Below are 19,615 nucleotides of genomic sequence, written 5' to 3'. Positions count from 1 at the left end.
AGATCTCTGGAGAAACACATGTCTCTTTCCCAACACGTCGCGGTCATTACCAGCGATGAGCAAGCCCTGATTGTCGCCAGCGACCTGGCGGAAGATTTCAAGCGCGACAGCGCCCTGCGCGACCGCGAGCGGCGCCTGCCGCACCCCGAGCTGGAAGCCTTTTCCCGCTCCGGCCTGTGGGGCATCAGCGTGCCCAAGGAATACGGCGGCGCCGGGGTTTCCAACGTCACCCTGGCCAAGGTCATCGCCCTGATCGCCGAGGCCGACGCCTCCCTGGGGCAGATCCCGCAGAACCACTTCTACGCCCTGGAAGTGCTGCGGGTGAATGGCAGCGAGCCGCAGAAGCAGCGGCTGTATGCCGAAGTCCTGGCCGGCCGGCGTTTCGGCAACGCCCTGGCCGAGCTGGGCACCAAGACCGCCCACGACCGCACCACCCGCCTGAGCCGCGACAGCAACGGCCCGGGCTACCGCATCGACGGGCGCAAGTTCTACGCCACCGGCGCCCTCTACGCCCAGCGCATCCCCACCTCGGTGGTGGATGAACACGGCGTGCAGCAACTGGCCTTCGTCCCCGCCGACGCCCAGGGCCTGGACGTGATCGACGACTGGAGCGGCTTCGGCCAGCGCACCACCGGCAGCGGCTCGGTGCAATTCGACAACGTGTGGGTGGACGAGGCCGACGTGGTGCCGTTCCAGAGCGCCTTCGAGCGCCCGACCCCAGTCGGCCCGCTGGCGCAGATCCTCCACGCCGCCATCGACACCGGCATCGCCCGCGCCGCCTATGAAGACGCCCTGCGCTTTGTGCGCACCAAGACCCGGCCGTGGATCGACTCCGGCAACGACAAGGCCACCGAAGACCCGCTGACCATCAAGAGCTTCGGCCACCTGAGCATCCGCCTGCACGCCACCGAGGCCCTGCTGGAACGCGCCGGGGAATTCCTCGACCGGGCCCAGGCCGACACCACCGCCGACACCGTGGCCGCCGCGTCCATCGCCGTGGCCGAGGTCCGCGCCCTGAGCACGGAAATCTCCCTGGCCGCCGGCAGCACCCTGTTCGAACTGGCGGGCAGCCAGGCAACCCTGGCCGAGCACGGCCTGGACCGCCACTGGCGCAATGCCCGGGTACACACCCTGCACGACCCGGTGCGCTGGAAGTACCACGCGGTGGGCAACTACTACCTGAACCAGCAGAACCCGCCACTGCGGGGGACCATCTGATGGCCGCGCCACAAACCACCAAGAAGAAGATCCTGCTCAACGCCTTCAACATGAACTGCGTCGGGCACATCAACCACGGCCTGTGGACCCACCCGCGGGACAACTCGACCCAGTACAAGACCCTCGAGTACTGGACCGAGCTGGCCCAGTTGCTGGAGCGCGGGCTGTTCGACGGGCTGTTCATCGCCGACATCGTCGGGGTCTACGACGTCTACCAGAACTCGGTGGACGTGCCCCTCAAGGAGTCGATCCAACTGCCGGTCAACGACCCGCTGCTGCTGGTCTCGTCCATGGCCGCGGTTACCAAGAACCTGGGGTTCGGCCTCACCGCCAACCTCACCTACGAGGCGCCCTACCTGTTCGCCCGGCGCCTTTCCACCCTCGACCACCTGAGCCGTGGCCGGGTCGGCTGGAACATTGTCACCGGCTACCTGGACAGCGCCGCCCAGGCCATGGGGCTCAAGGAGCAGATCGAGCACGACCGCCGCTACGACCAGGCCGACGAGTACCTGGAGGTGCTGTACAAACTCTGGGAAGGCAGTTGGGAGGACGACGCGGTCCTTAACGACCGCGAACAGCGCATCTACGCCCAGCCGGGCAAGGTGCACAAGGTCGAGCACCAGGGCGAGTTCTACCAGGTCAGTGGCTACCACCTGTGCGAGCCGTCGCCGCAACGCACCCCGGTGCTGTTCCAGGCCGGCAGCTCCGACCGCGGCCTGCTGTTCGCCGGGCGCCACGCCGAGTGCGTGTTCATCAGCGGGCAGAACAAGGCCGCGACCAAGGCCCAGGTGGACAAGGTCCGCGCCAGCGCCGTGGCCGCCGGGCGCAATCCCGGAGACATCAAGGTGTTCATGGGCCTCAACGTGATAGTCGGCGAGACCGAGGAACTGGCCTGGAAGAAACACGCCGAATACCGCAGCCATGCCAGCGCCGAAGCCGGCGTGGCGCATTTTTCCGCGTCCACCGGGATCGATTTTTCCCAGTACGAGATCGACGAGCCGATCCAGTACGTGAAGAGCAATGCCATCCAGTCGGCCACCAAGAACCTGCAGAACAACGACTGGACCCGACGCAAGCTGCTGGACCAGCACGCCCTGGGCGGCCGCTACTTCACCGTGGTCGGCTCGCCGCAGCAGGTGGCCGACGACCTGGAATCCTGGATCGCCGAAACCGGCCTGGACGGCTTCAACCTGACCCGCATCGTCACCCCGGAAAGCTACGTCGACTTCATCGACCTGGTCATCCCCGAACTGCAGCGCCGCGGCTCCTACAAGACCGCCTACGACGACGGCACCCTGCGGGAAAAGCTCTTCCGCCAGGGCCGCAAGCTGCCCGAACAACACACCGGCGCGGCCTACCGCCGCTAAACGCTTCGCCGGCAAGCCGGCTCCTGCACACCTCACTGTAGGCGCTGGCTAGCCAGCGAAGAGGCCCGCAACCACACCCCATTTCCTGGCCCCGACTCGGACCCTGACCCCTATGAAAACCAAACGCCTGCGCCACCCGCTCAAAGCCCTGGCCCTCGCCCTCGGCCTGTTCAGCAGCGCCGTCTTCGCCGCCGACGCGCCGCTCAAGGTCGGCACCACCGCCGCCTTCGCCATTCCCCTGGAGGCCGCCGTGGAAGAGGCCGGCAAGCAGGGCCTGAAAGTCGAGCTGGTGGAGTTCACCGACTGGATCGCGCCCAACGTCAGCCTCGCCGCCGGTGACATCGACGTGAACTACTTCCAGCACATCCCGTTCCTGGAAAACGCCAAGGCCGCCGCCGGTTTCGACCTGGTGCCCTTCGCCCCGGGCATCATCAACAACGTCGGCCTGTACTCGAAAAAATACAAAAGCTTCGCTGAACTGCCACAAGGCGCCAGCGTGGCCATCGCCAACGACCCGATCAACAGCGGGCGCGGCCTGCAACTGCTGGCCAAGGCCGGGCTGATCACCCTCAAGCCGGGCGTTGGCTACAAGGCCACCGAAGAAGACATCGTCAGCAACCCGAAGAAGATCAAGATCCTCCAGGTCGAAGCCGTGCAGCTGGTGCGCGCCTATGACGACGCTGACCTGGTCCAGGGCTACCCGGCCTACATCCGCCTGGCCAAGACCTTCGATGCCGGCTCGGCGCTGCTGTTCGACGGCCTGGACCACAAGGAATACGTGATCCAGTTCGTGATCCAGCCCAAGAGCAAGAACGACCCGCGGCTGATCAAGTTCGTCGATATCTACCAGCACTCGCCTGCCGTTCGCGACGCTCTGGATAAAGCCCACGGCAAGCTCTACCAAGCCGGTTGGGAAGGTTGAGATGAGTGTCGCGACGCTACAGCGCAAGCTGCCGGAAGCGGCGCCCCGGCGCGCCGGGCAGACCGAGCTGCACCCCGAACTGAATCGCGCCCAGGTGCGCTTTATCGGCCTGGGCAAGACCTACCAGGGCCAGCAGGGTCCGGTGCAGGCCTTGCACGATATCGACCTGTCGATCCAGCGCGGCGAGGTGTTCGGCATCATCGGCCGCAGCGGCGCCGGCAAGTCGTCGCTGATCCGCACCATCAACCGCCTGGAGCAGCCCAGCAGCGGCCGGGTGCTGATCGACCAGGTGGACATCGGCGACTTCGACGAAGACCGCCTGGTGGCCCTGCGCCGGCGCATCGGCATGATCTTCCAGCACTTCAACCTGATGTCGGCCAAGACCGTGTGGCACAACGTCGAGCTGCCGCTGAAGGTGGCCGGGGTGCCCAAGGCCGAGCGCCAGCGCAAGGTCCGCGAGCTGCTGGAACTGGTGGGCCTCAAGGACAAGCACCAGGCCTACCCGGCGCAGTTGTCCGGCGGCCAGAAGCAGCGGGTGGGGATCGCCCGGGCCCTGGTCCACGATCCCGAGATCCTGCTGTGCGACGAGGCCACTTCGGCCCTGGACCCGGAAACCACCCAGTCGATCCTCGGCCTGCTGAAAGAGATCAACCAGCGCCTGGGACTGACCATTATCCTGATCACCCACGAGATGGCGGTGATCCGCGATATCTGCGACCGGGTGGTGGTACTGGAGCACGGGCGCATCGTCGAGCAGGGGCCGGTCTGGGAAGTCTTCGGCAACCCGCAGCACGAGGTCAGCAAGACCCTGCTGGCGCCCCTGCAGCACGGCCTGCCGGAAGAACTGCAGAACCGCCTGCAAAGCCATCCGACGTCTTCCGATGCGGCGCTGGTGCTGAGCCTGCGCTTCACCGGCAGCAGCCATGAGGAACCGGACCTGGCGGCGCTGTTCGGCGCCCTGGGCGGCCGCGTACGCCTGCTGCAAGGCGGCGTGGAACGCATCCAGGGCCACGCCCTGGGGCAACTGCTGCTGGCAGTCCAGGGCTCGTCCCTGGAGGCTGCGCAACTGCGCCAGCGCGCCGGGCAATGGGCACAACAGGTGGAGGTACTGGGCTATGTGGTTTGATCGCTTGTTGCAGGGCATTCTCGACACCCTGCTGATGGTCGGCGTGTCCTCGCTGATTGCCCTCCTGGCGGGGATTCCCCTGGCGGTGATCCTGGTCACCAGCGGCAAGGGCGGGATCTACGAGGCGCCGAACCTGAACCGGGCGCTGGGGGCCTTTGTGAACCTGTTCCGCTCGATCCCGTTCCTGATCCTGATGGTGGCGCTGATCCCCTTTACCCGGCTGATCGTCGGCACCACCTACGGCGTGTGGGCCGCCGTGGTGCCGCTGACCATCGCCGCCACGCCGTTCTTTGCGCGGATCGCCGAAGTCAGCCTGCGTGAGGTCGACCACGGCCTGATCGAGGCCGCACAGGCCATGGGTTGCCGGCGCTGGCATATCGTCTGGCACGTGCTGCTGCCCGAAGCGCTGCCGGGCATCGTCGGCGGCTTCACCATCACCCTGGTGACCATGATCAACTCCTCGGCCATGGCCGGGGCGATTGGCGCGGGCGGCCTGGGGGACATTGCCTACCGCTACGGTTATCAGCGGTTCGACAGCCAGATCATGCTCACGGTGATCGTGCTGCTGGTGATTCTGGTAGCGGCGATCCAGCTGGGTGGCGACCGTCTGGCGCGGGTGCTGAACAAGCGCTGAGGGCTGTGGTGTCCGTTCGGACGCCTTCGCGAGCAAGCTCGCTCCTACCAAGGACCGTGATCATCCCGTAGGAGCGAGCTCGCTCGCGAACAGGCCGCCAGGTCGCCATTGGAGGTATATTTGCTGCCTCCCTTCTACCCACGCAGCCCGCCATGAAACTCGCCCCCGACGATCTCGACAGCATCACCGCCACCACCCTCGGCCACTACAACCAGGTGGCCGAAGGTTTTCGCGAAGGCACCCGCGACCACGATGTGAGCCAGAACATCGACGCGCTGCTGCGGCATATCCAGGGCCCGGCGCCATTCACCGTGCTGGATTTTGGCTGCGGCCCCGGCCGCGACCTGCAGGCCTTTACCCTCCTGGGCCATGTCGCCGTCGGCCTCGACGGCTGCGAGCGCTTCGCCCAGATGGCCCGGGAAGACAGCGGCTGCGAGGTCTGGCAGCAGGACTTCCTCAAGCTCGACCTGCCGGCTGAACGCTTCGACGGGATCTTCGCCAACGCGGTGCTGTTCCACATTCCCCGCCAGGAACTGCCGCGGGTGCTCAAGCAACTGCATGCCAGCCTCAAGGACGGTGGCGTACTGTTCAGCTCCAATCCCCGGGGTGACAACCAGGAAGGCTGGAACGGCCCGCGCTATGGTGCCTACCACGACCTGGCGGCCTGGCAGGCGTTGCTGACGGATGCCGGGTTCGTCGAGCTGGAACACTACTACCGCCCCGCCGGCCTGCCCCGGGAACAGCAACCGTGGCTGGCCAGCGTCTGGCGCAAGGCCTGATCCCCCTGCGAGGAGCCGGCTCGCCAGCGCCTACGAGGCCGTGGGGGGCCTACGCCCTCTGCAACGCCGCATACCCCGTAGGAGCCGGCTTGCCGGCGAAGGCGATTTCAGATCAGGCGCCCGCCTCTCGGGCCTCTTCGCTGGCAAGCCAGCCCCTACGGAAATAGCCAGCGCCTACGAGGCCGTGGGCCGGGTGCGCTCGGTGTCCTTGCTCGGTTCCTTGATCTTGTACCAGGCCACGTACAGCGCCGGGAGGAACAGCAGGGTGAGCAAGGTGGCAACGATGATGCCGCCGATCATGGCGTAGGCCATCGGCCCCCAGAACACTTCCCGGGCAATCGGGATCATCCCCAGGCTGGCCGCCGCCGCGGTCAGCAGGATCGGCCGCCGTCGATGGTGGGTGGCTTCCAGCACCGCGTCCCAAGGGTGATAGCCCTCACGCTCGTATTCGTCGATCTGGGTCACCAGGATCACCGAGTTGCGGATGATGATGCCGATCAGCGCCAGGATCCCGAGGATCGCCACAAAGCCCATGGGCGTGCCCGTGGGCACCAGGGCCAGGACCACGCCGATCAGCCCCAGGGGCGCCACGCTGGCCACCAGGAACAGCTTCTGCACGCTGTGCAGCTGGATCATCAGGAAGGTCGCCATGAGGAACAGCATCAGCGGCACCACCTTGGCGATCGGCCCCTGGGCCTTGCCGCTTTCCTCCACGGTGCCGCCGGTGGCCACCGAATAGCCGGCGGGCAGTTGCGCGGCGAAATGGTCGATGTCCGGCTTCAGTTGCTTGACCAGGTCGGTTGGCTGGATCGCATCGCGCACCGCGGCCTTGATGGTGATGGTCGGCTTGCGGTCGCGACGCCACACCAGCGGCTGCTCCAGCTCGTAGCGCACGCTGGCGAACGCCAGCAACGGGATCGAAGTGCCGTTGGGGGTGACGATCTGCAGGTTCTGCAGGGTTTCCGGGGAGCCGCGCTCGTTGTCGTCGGCGCGACCAACCACGTTGATCAGGTAGATGTCGTCATGCACCTGGGTCACGGTGGAGCCGCTGACGATGCTGTTCATCAACTGCGCCACGTCTTCGGAGGACAGCCCCAGTTGCCGCGCCTTGTCCTGGGCGATGTCGATGCGCAGCACTTTGCCGGGCTCGTTCCAGTCATAGATGATCTCGCCAATGTGCGGGTTCTTGTCCAGCTCGGTGGCCAGTTCGATGGCGTGCTTGCGCACCTGGTCGATGTCCTTGCCACTGACCCGGTACTGAATCGGCCGCCCCACCGGCGGGCCCATTTCCAGGGCCTGCACATAGCTGCCGATGCCGACGAAATCTTCCCGCAGGCGTTTCTGCAAGCGCTGGGTCAGGGCCGTGCGCTGCTCCAGGCCCTTGCTGACGATCACCAGCTGGGCGTAGTAGGGGTTCTGCAGTTGCTGGTCCAGGGGCAGGTAGAAACGGATCGCGCCCTCGCCGATGTAGGTGCTCCAGCGCTCGATATCCGGGTCGTCCTTGAGGGTGGCCTCCAGGCGGTCCACGGCCTGGCGGGTCTCGTTGATCGAAGCGTTCTGCGGCAGGTTGAGGTCAACGAGGATCTCCGGCCGGTCCGATGACGGGAAGAACTGGTTCTGCACGAAACGCATGCAGAACACCGAAGCCACGAACAGCAGCACGGTGATGCCGATGGCCCACCAGCGGTTGCGCATGGCCCACAGCAGGCCACCGTTGAAGGCCCGTCCGATACGCCCCGGCTCATCGGAATGGGGTTTGACGTTGGTGCTGAGGATGTGGATGCCGATCACCGGGGCAAACAGTACCGCGACTATCCACGACACCAGCATGGCCACCGCGATCACCGCGAACAGGGTAAAGGTGTACTCACCGGCAGAACTGGCGTTGAGGCCGATGGGCACGAAGCCGGCCACGGTCACCAGGGTCCCGGTGAGCATGGGAAAGGCGGTGGAGGTGTAGGCGAAGGTCGCTGCCTGCTCCTTGCTCTCGCCCTTCTCCAGCCGCGTGACCATCATTTCCACGGTGATCATCGCGTCATCCACCAGCAGCCCCAGGGCGATGATCAGCGCCCCCAGGGAGATCCGCTGCATGGTGATGCCGCTGTACTCCATGAACACGAAGACCATGGCCAGCACCAGCGGAATCGAGCAGGCCACCACCAGCCCGGCGCGGACCCCGAGGCTGATGAAACTCACCACCAGCACGATGATCACCGCCTCGAACAGGGCACTGGTGAAACCGCCCACTGCCTCTTCCACCACCTCGGCCTGGTCGGAAACCTTGTGCACCCCGACGCCCACCGGCAGGTCGGCGGTGAGCTGGTCCATGCGGGCGTGCAAGGCCTTGCCGAAGTCCTGGATGTTGCCGCCCTTCTTCATGGCGATCGCCAGGCCGATGGCCGGCTTGCCATTGAAGCGGAACAGCGGCGTGGAAGGGTCGACATAGCCGCGGCTGATCTCGGCGATGTCCGCCAGCCGGTAGAAGCGGTCGTTGAGCCGCAGGTTGACCGTGGCCAGGTCCTTCTCCGAGGCGAACTGCCCGGACGTGCGCACCGAGATGCGCTCCGGCCCAGCCTCGATCACCCCGGCCGGGGTCACCGCGTTCTGCGATTGCAGGCTCTGCAGGACCTGGCGCTGGTCGATGCCCAGGGCCGCCAGCTTGCGGGTGGAGAAGTTCAGGTAAATGACTTCGTCCTGCTCGCCGACCATCTCCACCTTGCCCAGGTTCGGCACTTCGCGGATCTGCGCCCGTACCTGCTCCACGTAGTCGCGCAGCTGGCGCATGCTCAGGCCATCGGCGGTGAAGGCGTAGATCGAGCCGAACACATCGCCGAACTCATCGTTGAACCCCGGGCCCTGCAGGCCCTGGGGAAAGTCGCCGCGGATGTCGTTGATCTTCTTGCGCACCTGGTACCAGATCTCGGGAATGTCCTTGGCACTGGTGGTGTCGCGCAGGTAGACGAAAACCGTCGATTCGCCGGGGCGGGTGTAGCTTTTCACGTAGTCCAGCGAGTCCAGCTCTTCGAGTTTCTTCTCGATGCGGTCGGTGACCTGCTTCAGGGTTTCTTCCTGGGTCGCACCGGGCCAGCGGGTCTGGATGACCATGGTCTTGATGGTGAAGGAGGGGTCTTCCTCGCGCCCCAAATTCATGTAGGAAAACACGCCCATCAGCAGCGCAACGAACATCAGGTACCAGACGAAGGACTGATGCTTGATCGCCCACTCGGACAGGTTGAAGCTCCCTTTGCTGTCGGGCGTCATTGTGCGCGGTCCTCATCGATTTTGACTTTCTGCCCCGGCTTGAGGCTGTTGACCCCGGCACTGACCACCCGCTCGCCGGGCTTGACGCCCTGGCTGATCAACGCCGAAGCGCTGTCGCGGCTGAGCACCGTGACCTCGCGCGGAGCCACCGTCTGGCTCTGGGGGTCGACGACCCAGATCCGGGTCTTGCCCTGCACCTCTTGCAGGGCGGTCAGCGGCACCTCGGTGCGCGGCTCGATGGCCGAGCTCAGGGTCACGCTGATGGCGGTGCCCAGGCGAAAGGCCTCGGGCGTGTCCTTGAGGGTCAGGCGGGCGCGGCGGGTACGGGTTGCACTCTGGGCCTGGGGTTCGATCTCACGCACCGTGGCGGTGGTGCTGATGCTCGGATCCAGCTGTGCCGCGACCTTGAATTCCACACCGGCCGGCAACTGGTCCACCAGGCTGGCCGGCAGGTCGATCACCGCTTCCTTGATCTCCGGCCGGGCCAGGGTCACCACTTGCTGGCCGGCGGTCACCACCTGCCCGGCCTCGGCGTTCCAGGCGGTGATCACGCCGCCGTGATCGCTGCGCAGTTCGCTGTAGTTGAGCTGGTCCCGGGCCTGGCGTACCGAGGCCTTGGCCTGGTCCAGGGAGGCACCGGTGGTCTTCAGGTCGGTCTGGGCGATGTCCAGTTGCGCCTGGGCGCCCACGCCGCGATCGAACAGTTCCTGCTGGCGCCTGGCATTGGCCTGGGCGTTGATCCACTGCGCCTCGACCTTGGCCAGGTCGCCCTGGGCGGCCCGCAGCTGGTTCTGCTGGTCGGTGGGATCCAGAGTGGCCAGCAAGTCCCCGGGGCCCACTTCGGCACCGACATCGACATTGCGGTTGGCAATGCGCCCCGGCACCCGGAAGCCCAGGTTGGTCTCGTAGCGGGCCTGGATGGTGCCGGCAAAACGCCCCAGGCTTTCCTCGGCCTGGGGCGCCACCCGGAACGACAGCACCGGGCGCACCGGCTCCGGCGCCGGCTCTTCCCGGGAGCAGCCCAGCAACAAGGCACTGGCACACAACAACGGCAGCAGGCGCTTCATGGCTGTGCTCCCTGGTCGCTCGTTTGCGAGGCGATCTCCACGAACATCCCCGGGTGCAGCAACTGCCCACCCGCCACCACCACTTTCTCGCCGCCCTTGAGGCCGTCGCTGATGATCACCTTGCCGGTGAGGTAGCGCCCGACCTTCACCGTGTGCAGGGCCGTCTTGCCGTCCTCGCCCACCAGCCACACGGCAGGCTCGCTGAGATTCTTGGTCAGGGCCGACCAGGGCAGCACCACACTGGCCTTGCCATGGGCCCGGGCGGTGGCGCTGACCACCGAGCCCAGGTCCATGCCCGCCGGCAACGAATCGAGCACCACCTTGACCTGCACCGTGCCGCTCTGGGCCGAGACCACCGGTGTCACCTCGCGGACCTTGCCGGTGGTGGTCACCTTGGGGTTGTCCAGCAGGCTGATGTGAATGGTTTCCTGGCCCGGTGGCTGCATCAGCAGCGACTCGTAGACGTTGAACACCGCATCGCGCTCGCCATCCCGGGCCAGGCTGAAGATCGGCACCGTGGCCTGCACCACCTGGCCGACCTCGGCCTGGCGCGCGGTGATCACCCCAGGAGCCTCGGCCACCAGCTCGGTGTAGCTCAGTTGCTCGCGGGCGTTGGCCAGTTGCGCCTGGGCCGCGCTCAGGGCGCTCTGGCTGCTGCGCAGGGCGGCCTGGGCCGAATCGTATTCGCTCTGGCTGGTGTAGCCCTTGGGCAAGAGTTTCTGCTGGCGGACAAACGCCGCGCCGGCCTGCTTGACCCGGGCCTGCTCGGCGAACACCGAGGCGGCGGCAGAATCGACATTGGTCTGCAGGTCCTTGGGATCGAGCTTGGCCAGTACCTGTTGCGCGGTAACCCGATCGCCGACATCGACCATGCGCTGGATGATCTTGCCGCCGACGCGGAACGACAGTTCGGTCTGCACCCGGGCCTGGACGTCACCGGTCAGGGTCACCGAAGGGGCGAAGTCACTGCTCTGCACCTCCAGGATGCGCACCCGCGGGCGCTCCTTTTCCCCGGGCTTTTCCGCCCCGCAGCCGCCAAGCAGCAGCAACAGGGTCAATCCCACTATCCACTTCGAATTGAACGCAGCCATGCAGGCTCCTTTTGCGTGATGCTGTCTCGCCAGTGACGTTACGACTGTGAGCTTAGAACAGGGTTCAACCGCTGCACGCCAGTCTCATCAGAGAGGGTTTCGGTGGCGCGGAGCTTGCTCCCGCTGGCCGGCCGGCGCCCCGGGGCGCAGCAGCCGCAACGGCCCTCGACGCGCTCTATCCTGGCAAGCACAACGTCGGTTTCGAGGGCAGCCGCAAGCAAGCTGCGTCTCCACAAATCAGGCACACTGCGCACCACGCAACAGGAGACCCGGCATGCTCAAGACCCTGGCGGTGGCCAACTACCGCTCCATCAACAAACTGGTGATCCCCCTGGGTCGGCTGAACCTGGTCACCGGCGCCAACGGCAGCGGCAAGTCCAACCTGTACCGCGCCCTGCGCCTGCTGGCGGAGACCGCCCAGGGCGGCGTGGTCAACGCCCTGGCCAAGGAAGGCGGGCTGGAATCGACGTATTGGGCCGGGCCGGAACAGATCAGCCGACGCATGAGCCAGGGCGAGGTGCCGATCCAGGGCGGGCCACGCAAGGCCGCCAGACGCCTGCAACTGGGCTTTGCCGGTGAGGACTTCGGGTACGCGATCAGCCTGGGGCTGCCGGATTCCAGCGGCCATTTCATGTTGCCCGGGCACAGCTCGCCGATTGCCTCGCGCTTCACTCTCGACCCGTGGATCAAGCGCGAGAGCATCTGGGGCGGGCCCCTGTACCGCTCGGCCAGTGCCCTGGTGGACCGCCAGGGCCCGATGATACGAGCCCGTGCGGGCCGCCAATGGGAGGTGCTGGCGCAGCACACGAGCAGCGGCGACAGCCTGTTCGACCGGGTGGGCAACCTGAGTTCATCGCCCGAGGTCCTGCATCTGCGCGAGCAGATCCGTGGCTGGCGTTTTTATGACCACTTGCGCACCGACAGCCAGGCACCCGCGCGCCGACCACAACTGGGCACCCGCACCCCGGTGCTGCACCACGATGGCCGGGACCTGGCCGCCGCGTTGCAGACCATCATCGAAGTGGGCGATCAGCAGGCATTGCACGAAACCATCAGCGATGCCTTCCCGGAGTCGCGGCTGGAGATCGATGCCGTTCCGGGGGGGCTGTTCGGGGTGCAGTTCTATCAGGAAGGCCTGTTGCGACCGTTGTCGGCCGCGGAACTGTCCGACGGCACCTTGCGCTACCTGTTGCTGGTAGCGGCCCTGCTGACCCCACGACCACCGACCCTGATGGTGCTCAACGAACCGGAGACCAGCCTGCACCCGGACCTGTTGCCGGCCCTGGCGCGCCTGATCATTCGCGCCTCGCAGCAGTGCCAGGTGTGGGTGGTGTCCCACGCCCGGCGGCTGATCGCAGCCTTGCAGCAAGACCCCGAATGCAACTGCATCGTGCTGGAGAAACAACTGGGCCAGACCGGCATCGTCGGCCAGCGCATGCTGGACGAACCGGCGTGGAACTGGCCCGATTGACCCCTCCCCGCCGGCCCCGACTGCCATGCCCCCCGTAGGAGCCAGCTTGCTGGCGAAGAGGCCCTCAAGCCCTGCACCGTCCTCACGGACGCCTTCGCTGGCAAGCCAGCTCCTAAAATACACCCTCTGTAGGAGCCAGCTTGCTGGCGAAGAGGCCCTCAAGCCCTGCACCGTCCTCGCGGACGCCTTCGCTGGCAAGCCAGCTCCTACAGGTCGTGCAGGATCAGCCCTGCCACTTGCCGCCTTCGACAATCACGCTCTCGGGCTTGGTGTCGTCGCTCAGTTCCTTGCGCACGTACTGGTCATACAGCTTGAGCAGGTATTTCTCTTCGCCCAGTTTGGCCAGTTCGGCATTCACCCAGTCCCGCAGTTCGATGTTGCCTTTCTTCACCGCCGGGGCAATCGGCGCCTGTTCGCCCAGGGTCTGAGGCAATACGCGGTAGCCCGGGTTCTGCTTGGACCAACTGAACAGAATCAGGTTGTCCTGGGCATAGGCGTCACCGCGACCGTTGGCCAGGGCTTGCAGGGACTCGGTGTTCTTCTCGAACTTGAGCAGTTTCCAGTCCGGGTGGTTCTGGGTCAGCCAGATGTCCGCGGTGGTGCCGGTGGTGACGATGGTGGTGCGGCTCGCCAGGTCATCCAGGCTCTTCACTGCACTGCCTTCAGGCACCAGGGCCTGGACCGCCACCTTGAGGTTGGGGTTGGTGAACTCCACCGCTTCCTTGCGCTCCGGGGTCACGGTCATGTTGGCCAGGATCAGGTCGACCTTGTCGCTCTGCAGGAACGGAATACGGCTGGCCGGCTCCACGGCGACGAATTCAACCTTGTTCTCGTCCCCCAACAGGTCCTTGGCGAATTGCCGGCCGATGTCGGTATCGAAGCCCACGTAGCGCCCGGTTTCATCGACGAAACCGAACGGCGGCTTGTCGGTGAATACACCGACGATCAGCTTGTCCCGGGCCTTGATCTTGTCCAGGTAGCCGGCCGCCGGCGCGGCGCTGGCGGCCGTGGCCGCAGGCTTGGGTGCATCATTGGATTTATCGCAGCCGGCCAGCAGGGCCAGACCGAACAGCGGCAGTAACAACAGCGAAGACTTGGCAGTTTTCATAAGAGCTCCAGTTCCTTTTTAGGGGCTTTCTTGGGCAGTGCTTCAACGAAGGAGAACTTCTCCAGGAACTGCTGCGCGCGTGCGCTCTGCGGGTTCGTGAAGAAAGCCTCGGGGGTGTTCTGTTCCACGATGCGCCCGCCGTCCATGAACACGACACGGTCGGCCACGGCCCGGGCGAAGGCCATTTCATGGGTGACGATCAACAGGGTCATGCCGTCGCGGGCCAGGCCCTGGATCACTTGCAGCACTTCCTTGACCATCTCCGGGTCCAGCGCCGCGGTGACCTCGTCGAACAGCATCACCTGGGGGTTCATGCACAACGAACGGACGATGGCGATGCGTTGCTGCTGGCCGCCGGAAAGCTGCCGGGGAAAGGCCTCGCGCTTGTCCAGCAGGCCCACTCGTTCCAGCAGCGCCTCGGCCTGGGCCCGGGCTTCCCGGGGCTCGCGCTTCTGTACCTTGAGCGGCCCCAGGAGGATGTTGTCCAGCACGTTCATGTGGGGAAACAGGTGATAGCTCTGGAACACCATGCCGATCTGCTGGCGCACCTGGCGCCAGTCGGTGGCGGGGCTCAGCAGTTCGCGCCCGGCAAAACGCAGGTGGCCGCTGTGGGCGGTTTCCAGGCCGTTGAGGCAGCGCAACAGGGTGCTCTTGCCGCAGCCGCTGGGGCCGAGGATGACGATCACCTCACCCGCCGCCACGCAGAGGTCAACCTCCTTGAGCACCTGCTGCGGGCCGAAGAACTTGTTGAACCCCTGGAACTCGATCAATGCGCTCATGCTTGCGTCCAGCGCCGTTCCAGCACGCGGGAGGCGGCCGACAACGGGTAGCAGATAAAGAAGAAAAACAGAAACAGCACGCCGTATATCAGTACCGACTCGTAGGTGCGCTCGATGATCTGCTGGCCGACCTTGATCACGTCCACCACGCCGATCAGCACCGCCAGGGAACTGGTCTTGATGATCCGCGTGTAGACGTTGATGGTCGGTGGCGTCATGCGTTTCAGCGCCTGGGGCAGCAACACGTAGCCGTACAACTGGGCACCGGAAAGGCCGATGGACAGCCCTGCCTCACGCTGGCCCCGGGGCAGGGACTGCAGCGCCCCGCGCACCACCTCGCCGACCTCGCTGGCGCCCCACAGCGAGAGCACCAGCACCGCGCAGGTGAAGCTGGGAATGCTGAGGCCGAAGAAGATCGGAAAACCGAAGAACAGCAGGTACAGCCAGACCAGCACCGGAATCGCCCGGAACAGCTCCAGGTAGATCCGCAGCGGCACGTCCAGCACCTTGCGCTGCAGGCTGCGCAGCACGCCATAGAGCACGCCGCCCAGGGTGCTGAAGGCAATGCTCAGCAAGGAAATCGACAAGGTCTGCGCAGCGCCCCTGGCCAGTTGCGGCAGGGACACCAGCAACAGCTCAAGACCCGAACTGGCCATGCTGCAACCTCCTTTCCAGACGGCTGAGCAACAGCGACAGGGGCAGGAACAACAGCACACAGATCAGCGTCAGCACCGCGAGCATTTCGTAGGTCTTGTAGTACAGGGCGATGTAGCTCTTGGTGGTGTAGAGAATTTCCGGCACTGCCACCGCCGAGACCACGGTGGTTTCCTTGAGCAGGAAAATGAAATTGGCGAACAGCGATGGCAGGCTGAGGATCCCGGCCTGGGGCAGGATCACGTAGCGCAGCAACTGCCACTGCGACAGGCCGATGGAGCGCCCCGACTCCAGCTGCGCCTGGGGCACGGCTTCCACGCCGGCCCGCAGCACCTCGGTGAGGTAGGCGCCGCCAAGAAAAGTCATGGTGATGATCGCCGCGGTGAAGCCGGAGACCTTGATCCCCAGGGCCGGCAAGGCGAAGTAGACGAAGAACAGTTGGATCAGCAGCGGTGTATTGCGCGCCAGTTCCACGTACAGGCCGATCAGCCGGTGCAGGTAAGGGGTGCGAAATACCAGGAGCGTGGCGTTGATCAGGGCCACCAGCAGGGAAGTGCCGATGGCGATCAGGCCGACCTGCAGGGTTACCCCAACGGCTTTGAGAAAGGCCGGCAGGGTGCTGAGGATAAAGGCGTAGTCGAGGGTCATTGAAAGTCCTGGACGCCGCTGGGATACAGCGGCGGTGGTGCAGTCCATGGGGCGATGGGTAACCGCCCGGCTGCCGCGACTTTATAGCTATAAAAAGCAGAATTTAAATACCGTTAAGGCATATTGATATCACCCAAAAACCTAACCCGCGGATTTGCCGGGCTGGCGCCCAGCTACTACCTTCTCTGCCGGGCCTGCCGGGTTCTTTCGCGCTCGAACAGCCCCACTGGACGCTGCACCTCTCAAGGACGACCACCATGGCCGATGCAAAGACCCCGCAACCCCTGGACCCCCATGAACTGATGAAATGGCTGGCGGCCCTGCGCCGGGCCACCCAGCCCACCGCCCAAAACGCCCCTGTGTAGGCGCCGGCTCCTACGGTTTTTTCGGGCGCAATAAAAAACGCCGACGCTGCGCTAGCCGTCGGCGTTTAAACCTTGAAGGGGTTTGTCGCGTCAGTAGCCTAGTTCATCAGAACGCCGGCAGTACTGCGCCGCTGTATTTTTTCTCGATGAAGGCTTTGACTTCCGGGCTGGTCAGGGCCTTGGCCAACTTCTGGATGGCCGGGCTGTCCTTGTTGTCCGGGCGGGCCACGAGGTAGTTCACATAAGGCGAATCGGAACCTTCGATGATCAGCGCATCCTTCGCCGGGTTCAGGCCGGCTTCCAGAGCGTAGTTGGTGTTGATCATGTCCAGGTCAACCTGGTCCAGGACCCGCGGCAGCATGGCCGACTCAAGTTCCTTGAACTTGAAGTTGTGCGGGTTCTTGGCGATGTCCTTGGGCGTGGCCACGGCGTTCTTCGGGTCCTTGAGCTCGATCAGGCCGGCCTTCTGCAGCAGGATCAGGGCGCGGCCACTGTTGCTGCCTTCGTTGGGGATGGCGATGGTTGCGCCATCTTTCAGCTCGGCCAGGGTCTTGACCTTCTTCGAGTAACCGCCGAAAGGTTCGACGTGCACGCCGATCACGGTTTCCAGGTGGGTGCCTTTGCCTTCGTTGAAGCTTTTCAGGTAGGGCAGGGTCTGGAAGTAGTTGGCGTCCAGGCGCTTCTGGTCGACCTGCACGTTGGGCTGCACGTAGTCGGTGAAGACCTTGATTTCCAGGTCCACGCCTTCCTTGGCCAGGGTCGGCTTGATCAGCTCGAGGATCTCGGCGTGGGGCACCGGGGTCGCAGCGACCACCAGCTTCTCGCCAGCCTGGGCGATACCTGCGCTCAGGGCTGCCGCCAGTGCGGTGAACAACAGAACTTTTTTCATGCAAGGTCCTTAGGTGTCGAGGTCGACGACGGCTTCAAATAGGGAACTGATTGAGGTGCCAGTGAAGTGCCACTGCTGGCGTGAGGCGGACAATACCGAGATTTTTTATTCCCGAACAATATCTTTTATTCACGTTCATATTCCATTTTGTTCATACAGCCTCCCGGCGCTCTAGCCTGCGATTTCCCACCTGCCGGGCCAGCCTTGCCGGCGAAGAGGCCCTCCGGCCCTACGTCGCCCTAGCGGAGGCCTTCGCTGGCAAGCCAACTCCTACGGTGGCCGGGGTTTCAGGTCAGGGCGGTGCGTTGCAGCAACTGGTGCAGCGCCTGGCGCTCGACAGCGGATCCGATCTCGGCGATCTGCTGCAACAACTGCTGGATCTGCTCCAGCGGCGAGGGCGTCGGCGGCAGGTTGAGGTGCTCGGGCAGTATCTCCTCGCCGCTGCTGACCAGCAGCGCAAAGTGGATGACGTTCTCCAGCTCCCGGGTGTTGCCCGGCCAGCTGTGGCGATTCAGGGCCTGCTGCGCGGCTTCGCTGATCAGCGGCACCGGCAGGTCCAGGCGCTGGCTGTAGATGCCGAGGAAGTATTCGGCCAGGGACTCGATGTCTCCCACCCGTTCCCGCAGCGCCGGCAGTTCCAGCTGGCCTTCGCTGAGGTAGCGATACAGGCGCTCGTGAAACTTGCCCGCCGCCACCGCCTGGGCCAGGTCGATGCTGGTGGCCGCCACCAGGCGCACGTCCACCGGGCTCGGTTGCTGGGCGCCGACCCGGGTCACTTCGTGGTTCTCCAGGGCGGCCAGCAGCTTGGTCTGGATCGGCAGCGGCAGGTCGCCGATTTCATCCAGGTACAGGGTCCCGCCGTTGGCCGAGCCGAACCAGCCGGCGCGGCTGCTGGCCGAACCGCTGAAACTGCCGGCGGCATAACCGAACAGTTCGGCGTCGGCGTAGGTCGGGCTGATGGCGCCGCAGTTCACCGAGACGAACAGGCCACTGCGATCGCTGGCACGGTGGATGTGCCGGGCCAGCAGCTCCTTGCCGGTGCCGGTTTCGCCACGGATCAGTACCGAGACCGAACGCGGCGCCAGCTGCTCCAGCTCTTCGCGCAACTGCCGCGAGCGCGGGTCGACGAACACCAGCGCCTTGGCGCGGATGCTCAGGGGGCTTTTCTCGGCATCGGGAAAGGTCAGCAACGGCTGACCGAATGGGGTATGGGCACTCATGGCAGGCTCCCGCCCCAGACCGCCGGGGGACGGGGCGTTTAAACGAAAAAAGGACGATCAGGCACGACGCAGGGCGTGTTGTTCCATGCGGTTCTGCAAGCGGTACAGATAGGCGAAACCCTGCTCCCAGCGATGGTGGCCGGACTTGACGTTGATATGGCCGGCGCCGGCCAGGATCCCGGCTTCGGCGCCCCAGTCACGGGCCAGCTCCAGGGCCCGCGGCGCGCTCACGGCACTGTCGTTATCCGAGCTGACCACTTGGCTGGGGAACGGCAGCAGGTGCCGGGGGATCGGCGCGAAATTGCGCAGCGCCGGGGCACAGGCCGGGCGCTCGACGTCCGCCGGGGCCACCAGCAACGCACCGCGCACCTGGCGCAGGGCCGCTACGGGCGCGCGCGCGGCCCAATGAGCCACGGTAATGCAACCCAGGCTGTGGGCAATCAGGATCACCGGAGTGTCGTCGGCGGCAATGGCCTCGGCCAGGGCCGCCACCCAATCTTCGCGGCGCGGCGTCAGCCAGTCGGCCTGCTCCACCCGCGCGCTGTTGGGCAGGCTGTTCTGCCAGTGGGTTTGCCAATGATCTTCTGGCGATCCTTGCCAGCCCGGCACAATCAAGTAGCGAATGGATTCGTTGCGCATGGGGAACTCTCCTGCTGCGTGTCTGTTCCCGGACGAGTATAGGGAGGGGATTTATATTCGTTAAGGAATAAGAAGCTATTTATTAATGCCTTAAACGAATATAAAACTTCCCCCCGGCCTCCGTAGGAGCCGGCTTGCCGGCGAAGGGGCCCGCAAGCCTTGCACCGCGCTCAAGGGCGCCTTCGCTGGCAAGCCAGCTCCTACATCTAGCGCGATTACGGCGGTGTTCTTGTAGGGGTCGGCTTGCGGGCGAAACGGCCCGCAAGCCTTGCACCGCGCTCAAGGACGCCTTTGCTGGCAAGCCAGCGCCTACGGCTGGCGCGATTACGGTGGTGTTCTTGCGGGGGCTTTTTCGCCAGGCAAAAAAAGGCCGCACC

General features: G+C 65.2%; 17 protein-coding genes. 7 read left to right on the top strand and 10 right to left on the bottom strand.

The genetic code is table 11. The annotated features are described in order from the left end of the window. Positions 1-18: 18 nt before the first annotated feature. The 6 genes from AC1RGE_RS25820 to AC1RGE_RS25795 all read left to right on the top strand — a co-directional run bounded on the left by AC1RGE_RS25820 (position 19) and on the right by AC1RGE_RS25795 (position 6,046). Positions 19-1,218 (top strand): SfnB family sulfur acquisition oxidoreductase, encoded by a 1,200-nt coding sequence (locus tag AC1RGE_RS25820; RefSeq protein ID WP_492585240.1) that lies wholly within the window; start codon positions 19-21, stop codon positions 1,216-1,218. Further along, the gene (locus AC1RGE_RS25815) at positions 1,218-2,585 is read left to right on the top strand and encodes an LLM class flavin-dependent oxidoreductase (RefSeq protein WP_492585238.1); all 1,368 of its coding nucleotides are present in this window, start codon (positions 1,218-1,220) and stop codon (positions 2,583-2,585) included. Before AC1RGE_RS25820 ends, AC1RGE_RS25815 begins: the two co-directional genes overlap by 1 nt. A 112-nt stretch (positions 2,586-2,697) precedes the next feature. Next, the gene (locus tag AC1RGE_RS25810) at positions 2,698-3,507 is read left to right on the top strand and encodes a MetQ/NlpA family ABC transporter substrate-binding protein (RefSeq protein WP_011058622.1); all 810 of its coding nucleotides are present in this window, start codon (positions 2,698-2,700) and stop codon (positions 3,505-3,507) included. 1 nt (position 3,508) lies between these two features. Beyond that, positions 3,509-4,633, top strand: coding sequence for a methionine ABC transporter ATP-binding protein (locus AC1RGE_RS25805; protein WP_492585236.1), 1,125 nt, complete (start codon positions 3,509-3,511; stop codon positions 4,631-4,633). Then, entirely contained in the window at positions 4,623-5,267 is a 645-nt protein-coding gene (locus AC1RGE_RS25800) for a methionine ABC transporter permease (protein WP_011058620.1), read from the top strand. Before AC1RGE_RS25805 ends, AC1RGE_RS25800 begins: the two co-directional genes overlap by 11 nt. Before the next feature lie 152 nt (positions 5,268-5,419). Further along, positions 5,420-6,046: a class I SAM-dependent methyltransferase gene (locus AC1RGE_RS25795; RefSeq protein ID WP_492585234.1), complete on the top strand. Its 627-nt coding sequence runs from the start codon at positions 5,420-5,422 to the stop codon at positions 6,044-6,046. A gap of 174 nt (positions 6,047-6,220) precedes the next feature. Here AC1RGE_RS25795 and AC1RGE_RS25790 read toward each other — a convergent pair whose 3' ends face one another. The 3 genes from AC1RGE_RS25790 to AC1RGE_RS25780 are packed head-to-tail and all read right to left on the bottom strand — an operon-like array spanning position 6,221 to position 11,465. Next, positions 6,221-9,307, bottom strand: a complete 3,087-nt coding sequence (locus AC1RGE_RS25790; protein ID WP_011058618.1) for an efflux RND transporter permease subunit — start codon at positions 9,305-9,307, stop codon at positions 6,221-6,223. Further along, entirely contained in the window at positions 9,304-10,374 is a 1,071-nt protein-coding gene (locus AC1RGE_RS25785; protein ID WP_210692854.1) for an efflux RND transporter periplasmic adaptor subunit, read from the bottom strand. Before AC1RGE_RS25785 ends, AC1RGE_RS25790 begins: the two co-directional genes overlap by 4 nt. Then, positions 10,371-11,465, bottom strand: a complete 1,095-nt coding sequence (locus tag AC1RGE_RS25780) for an efflux RND transporter periplasmic adaptor subunit (protein WP_011058616.1) — start codon at positions 11,463-11,465, stop codon at positions 10,371-10,373. Before AC1RGE_RS25780 ends, AC1RGE_RS25785 begins: the two co-directional genes overlap by 4 nt. A gap of 274 nt (positions 11,466-11,739) precedes the next feature. On the opposite strand from AC1RGE_RS25780, the gene AC1RGE_RS25775 reads away from it, so the two are divergent. Beyond that, positions 11,740-12,936, top strand: a complete 1,197-nt coding sequence (locus AC1RGE_RS25775) for an AAA family ATPase (RefSeq protein ID WP_011058615.1) — start codon at positions 11,740-11,742, stop codon at positions 12,934-12,936. A 223-nt stretch (positions 12,937-13,159) separates the two neighbouring features. On the opposite strand, the gene AC1RGE_RS25770 is transcribed toward AC1RGE_RS25775, so the two are convergent. From AC1RGE_RS25770 to AC1RGE_RS25740, 7 genes are all read right to left on the bottom strand, one after another. Then, positions 13,160-14,044 carry a transporter substrate-binding domain-containing protein gene (locus tag AC1RGE_RS25770; protein ID WP_011058614.1) on the bottom strand — a complete coding sequence of 295 codons (885 nt, stop codon included), beginning with the start codon at positions 14,042-14,044 and terminating at the stop codon, positions 13,160-13,162. Then, positions 14,041-14,823, bottom strand: a complete 783-nt coding sequence (locus AC1RGE_RS25765; protein ID WP_011058613.1) for an amino acid ABC transporter ATP-binding protein — start codon at positions 14,821-14,823, stop codon at positions 14,041-14,043. The genes AC1RGE_RS25770 and AC1RGE_RS25765 overlap by 4 nt, the downstream gene beginning before the upstream one ends. Then, complete coding sequence (locus tag AC1RGE_RS25760; protein ID WP_011058612.1) at positions 14,820-15,479, bottom strand: amino acid ABC transporter permease; 660 nt, start codon at positions 15,477-15,479, stop codon at positions 14,820-14,822. The genes AC1RGE_RS25765 and AC1RGE_RS25760 overlap by 4 nt, the downstream gene beginning before the upstream one ends. Next, positions 15,460-16,125: an amino acid ABC transporter permease gene (locus AC1RGE_RS25755; RefSeq protein WP_011058611.1), complete on the bottom strand. Its 666-nt coding sequence runs from the start codon at positions 16,123-16,125 to the stop codon at positions 15,460-15,462. Before AC1RGE_RS25755 ends, AC1RGE_RS25760 begins: the two co-directional genes overlap by 20 nt. Positions 16,126-16,596: 471 nt before the next feature. Then, positions 16,597-17,379: a MetQ/NlpA family ABC transporter substrate-binding protein gene (locus tag AC1RGE_RS25750; RefSeq protein ID WP_011058610.1), complete on the bottom strand. Its 783-nt coding sequence runs from the start codon at positions 17,377-17,379 to the stop codon at positions 16,597-16,599. 287 nt (positions 17,380-17,666) lie between these two features. Beyond that, positions 17,667-18,599, bottom strand: coding sequence for a sigma 54-interacting transcriptional regulator (locus AC1RGE_RS25745; protein ID WP_011058609.1), 933 nt, complete (start codon positions 18,597-18,599; stop codon positions 17,667-17,669). 57 nt (positions 18,600-18,656) lie between these two features. After that, complete coding sequence (locus AC1RGE_RS25740; protein WP_011058608.1) at positions 18,657-19,238, bottom strand: alpha/beta hydrolase; 582 nt, start codon at positions 19,236-19,238, stop codon at positions 18,657-18,659. Positions 19,239-19,615: the final 377 nt, after the last annotated feature.

Source organism: Pseudomonas sp. GW823-FHT02C05 (assembly GCF_058797595.1).
This window is presented reverse-complemented; position numbering and strand designations above follow the sequence as displayed.

Coding starts and splice junctions, on each gene's coding strand:
- AC1RGE_RS25820 (WP_492585240.1), top strand. CDS start 19: ATGTCTCTTTCCCAACACGTCGCGGTCATTACCAGCGATGAGCAAGCC.
- AC1RGE_RS25815 (WP_492585238.1), top strand. CDS start 1,218: ATGGCCGCGCCACAAACCACCAAGAAGAAGATCCTGCTCAACGCCTTC.
- AC1RGE_RS25810 (WP_011058622.1), top strand. CDS start 2,698: ATGAAAACCAAACGCCTGCGCCACCCGCTCAAAGCCCTGGCCCTCGCC.
- AC1RGE_RS25805 (WP_492585236.1), top strand. CDS start 3,509: ATGAGTGTCGCGACGCTACAGCGCAAGCTGCCGGAAGCGGCGCCCCGG.
- AC1RGE_RS25800 (WP_011058620.1), top strand. CDS start 4,623: ATGTGGTTTGATCGCTTGTTGCAGGGCATTCTCGACACCCTGCTGATG.
- AC1RGE_RS25795 (WP_492585234.1), top strand. CDS start 5,420: ATGAAACTCGCCCCCGACGATCTCGACAGCATCACCGCCACCACCCTC.
- AC1RGE_RS25790 (WP_011058618.1), bottom strand. CDS start 9,307: ATGACGCCCGACAGCAAAGGGAGCTTCAACCTGTCCGAGTGGGCGATC.
- AC1RGE_RS25785 (WP_210692854.1), bottom strand. CDS start 10,374: ATGAAGCGCCTGCTGCCGTTGTTGTGTGCCAGTGCCTTGTTGCTGGGC.
- AC1RGE_RS25780 (WP_011058616.1), bottom strand. CDS start 11,465: ATGGCTGCGTTCAATTCGAAGTGGATAGTGGGATTGACCCTGTTGCTG.
- AC1RGE_RS25775 (WP_011058615.1), top strand. CDS start 11,740: ATGCTCAAGACCCTGGCGGTGGCCAACTACCGCTCCATCAACAAACTG.
- AC1RGE_RS25770 (WP_011058614.1), bottom strand. CDS start 14,044: ATGAAAACTGCCAAGTCTTCGCTGTTGTTACTGCCGCTGTTCGGTCTG.
- AC1RGE_RS25765 (WP_011058613.1), bottom strand. CDS start 14,823: ATGAGCGCATTGATCGAGTTCCAGGGGTTCAACAAGTTCTTCGGCCCG.
- AC1RGE_RS25760 (WP_011058612.1), bottom strand. CDS start 15,479: ATGGCCAGTTCGGGTCTTGAGCTGTTGCTGGTGTCCCTGCCGCAACTG.
- AC1RGE_RS25755 (WP_011058611.1), bottom strand. CDS start 16,125: ATGACCCTCGACTACGCCTTTATCCTCAGCACCCTGCCGGCCTTTCTC.
- AC1RGE_RS25750 (WP_011058610.1), bottom strand. CDS start 17,379: ATGAAAAAAGTTCTGTTGTTCACCGCACTGGCGGCAGCCCTGAGCGCA.
- AC1RGE_RS25745 (WP_011058609.1), bottom strand. CDS start 18,599: ATGAGTGCCCATACCCCATTCGGTCAGCCGTTGCTGACCTTTCCCGAT.
- AC1RGE_RS25740 (WP_011058608.1), bottom strand. CDS start 19,238: ATGCGCAACGAATCCATTCGCTACTTGATTGTGCCGGGCTGGCAAGGA.